At 61.3% G+C, this 2,916-nt stretch carries 3 protein-coding genes; all 3 read left to right on the plus strand.

Features of this window, described 5'->3' with window-relative positions; translation table 11 throughout:
* A partial coding sequence (locus tag P0D73_RS46165; protein WP_408436385.1) for a Y4bD/Y4pK family protein occupies positions 1-296 on the plus strand: 296 nt, incomplete at its 5' end.
* A 52-nt stretch (positions 297-348) separates the two neighbouring features.
* Positions 349-681 carry a DUF6788 family protein gene (locus P0D73_RS46170; RefSeq protein ID WP_408182501.1) on the plus strand — a complete coding sequence of 111 codons (333 nt, stop codon included), beginning with the start codon at positions 349-351 and terminating at the stop codon, positions 679-681.
* 136 nt (positions 682-817) lie between these two features.
* Positions 818-2,890 (plus strand): recombinase family protein, encoded by a 2,073-nt coding sequence (locus P0D73_RS46175; RefSeq protein WP_408436388.1) that lies wholly within the window; start codon positions 818-820, stop codon positions 2,888-2,890.
* The last annotated feature ends 26 nt before the right edge of the window (positions 2,891-2,916 follow it).

Consider the following 2,916-nt stretch of genomic DNA (forward strand, 5'->3'; position numbering starts at 1 on the left):
CCAACCCGGATTTGGGATGGGCCGAGATCTGCCATCCGTTCCATCCACTTAAAGGCCAGCGCTTTCCCGTACTGAAGACGCGTCGCGTCGGCGGAGTTGACGCGCTGCTCGTGGGTCATGCCGAGCGCGGCAGCTTCAGCATTGCCCGCGAGTGGACCGACTGGGGCACGCCCTCTGTCCATAGCGGCGACGTTACAGTGTGCTGCTTCGAGCTGGACATGTTGCTGGAGTTGATTGACCTGATTGACCAGCTTGCCTTGTCTGCCTCGAAGAAATCACCCGCCAAAGGAGCTTGATCAATGGATTTTCGTGTCCTACTATCAGACCAGTCGTTAACGTGGTCCGCTCATGGAAGATATTCCGTCGTCGACGTTGCGCAAGCGTCGCGTCCAGTTGCTGCGGCAAATGCCGCCTTTGGACACGCTCCTGCGTGGTTCGCTCATCGAGCGCTACAAGCGCTGCGGCAAACCCGGCTGCAAGTGTGCCGACGGCCCCGGTCATGGTCCCAAGTACTACCTGTCTGTGAGCTTTCCCGGTCGCCGACCGCAAATGGACTACGTGCCTCAGGCCGATTACGCCGACGTTACCGAACGCCTGGCGAACTATCACCGGGTCCGCGAGATCATCGAGGAGATTTGCGAGATCAACCGCGAACTCTTACGCCGCCGCGAAGCGCTCTGAGAGGCGTCGGTGAGCCAGTCGTCGCTGTCACTCACCCACTGCATCGATCCTCACCTGGCCGGCGTACTCATCGCCAACATGCTCGAGGCCTGGCTCACCGCCGGACCCGAGCTGGAACCGACCGCGGAGGCCGTCGATGAACACCAAGATCACCCCGCAACATCTGAGCAAGCCGGCGTACATCTATATCCGCCAGTCGACGCTGGCCCAGGTGCGGCACCATCAGGAGAGCACCGAGCGTCAATATGCTTTGCGCGAGAAGGCGCTGGCACTGGGTTGGCCATCCACGGCGGTCCGGATCCTGGACCGCGACCTTGGCCAGTCGGGGGCGCAGATGATGGGCCGCGAGGACTTCAAGACGCTGGTGGCGGATGTCTCGATGGGGCAAGTGGGTGCAGTGTTTGCGCTGGAAGTGTCGCGACTGGCGCGCTCAAATCTGGACTGGCACCGTCTGCTCGAACTGTGTGCACTCACTCATACCCTGGTGATCGACGCCGATGGTTGCTACGACCCGGGCGACTTCAACGACGGCCTGCTTCTTGGTCTCAAAGGAACGATGGCACAGGCCGAACTACACTTTTTGCGCGGGCGCCTCCAGGGCGGCAAACTCAACAAGGCACAGAAGGGTGAGTTGCGCTTTCCGCTGCCTGTCGGCTTGTGCTATGACGATGACAGCCGCATCGTCCTGGATCCCGATGACGAGGTGCGGGGCGCTGTGCAACTGGCACTTCGTCTGTTTCAGGAGACCGGCAGCGCATACGCGGTCGTCAAGCGATTTGCGGAAGATGGCCTGCGCTTTCCAAAGCGGGCCTATGGAGGTGCCTGGGCAGGCCGACTCATCTGGGGGCGACTGAGCCACGAACGCGTACTCGGTCTGATCAGGAATCCTTCCTATGCAGGCGTCTATGTGTTTGGACGGTACCAATATCGCCAGCGAATCACCCCGCAAGGAGAGGTTCATAAGCGCGTGCAGCCGGTACCCAAGGCGGACTGGCGAGTCCATCTGCCCGACCATCACGAAGGATATATCACCCCGGAGGAATTCGAGCGCAACCAGGCACGCCTGGCAAGCAATCGGACCAACGGCGAAGGTACCGTGCTCAGCGGTGCGGCACGTGAAGGCTTGGCACTGCTTCAGGGAATGCTGATATGCGGCCGCTGTGGCCGGGCGCTGACCGTGCGGTACCAGGGTAATGGTGGCCTTTATCCACAGTACCTGTGTAGTGCGCGTCGCCGCGATGGTCTGGCGACCACCGATTGCATAAGCATGCGCAGCGATCTGCTCGACAACGCGATTGGCGAGGCAGTACTCACCGCCCTGCAGCCTGCCGAACTCAAGCTCGCCGTCACTGCCCTGAACGAACTCGAACAGCGCGATCGCGCCATCATGCGTCAGTGGGACATGCGCATTGAACGCGCTGGGTATGAGGTCGCACTCGCTGAACGGCGCTACCAGGAATGTGACCCGGCCAACCGTCTGGTCGCGGGTACCCTCGAGCGCCGCTGGAATGACGCGATGCTTCGGCTCGAAGCGATCAGGACGGAAGCTGCCCAGTTCCAGAGCCAGAAGGCACGCGTCGCGACGTCCGAACAGAAGGCCCAGGTTCTCGCGCTCGCGCGCAATCTGCCTCGCCTCTGGCGTGCGGCCACAACCTCGGCGAAGGATCGCAAGCGTATGTTGCGACTGCTCATCCGGGACATCACGGTCGAGAAACAGTCCGCCACAAGACAAGCCGTGCTGCATATCCGCTGGCAGGGCAGCGCGTGTACTGACATCACCGTGGACCTGCCAAAGCCAGCGGCCGACGCGATGCGTTACCCCGCCGTGTTCGTCGAGCGGGTGCGTGTACTATCGCAGCATCTGCCTGACCGACAAATCGTTGCACACCTCAATCAGGAAGGGCTGCGCAGCGCCTCTGGCAAATCGTTCACGCTTGAAATGGTCAAATGGATCCGTTACCGCTATGAAATTGAAGCAACCTGCTTCAGGCGGCCGGACGAGCTCACGGTACAGCAGCTCGCTCGCCAGCTGGGCATCAGTGCGCACGTGGTCTATTACTGGATCGAGCGCCACGTGGTCCAGGCCCGCAAGCTCGACGGGCGGGGACCGTGGTGGATTACGCTGGATTCCATCAAGGAGCAGCAACTGCGGGACTGGGTGCGCACGTCAGGCCACCTGAAGCCGCAACATTCCATCACTCAATTGTGAGAGGTGCATTATGAAATCACCGTCGG

The organism is Paraburkholderia sp. RL18-101-BIB-B (assembly GCF_046026985.1).
Lineage (GTDB): Bacteria > Pseudomonadota > Gammaproteobacteria > Burkholderiales > Burkholderiaceae > Paraburkholderia.

What these genes read in the sequence shown, in the direction of transcription:
- P0D73_RS46170 (WP_408182501.1), top strand. Translation starts at nt 349, where the DNA reads ATGGAAGATATTCCGTCGTCGACGTTGCGCAAGCGTCGCGTCCAGTTG.
- P0D73_RS46175 (WP_408436388.1), top strand. Translation starts at nt 818, where the DNA reads ATGAACACCAAGATCACCCCGCAACATCTGAGCAAGCCGGCGTACATC.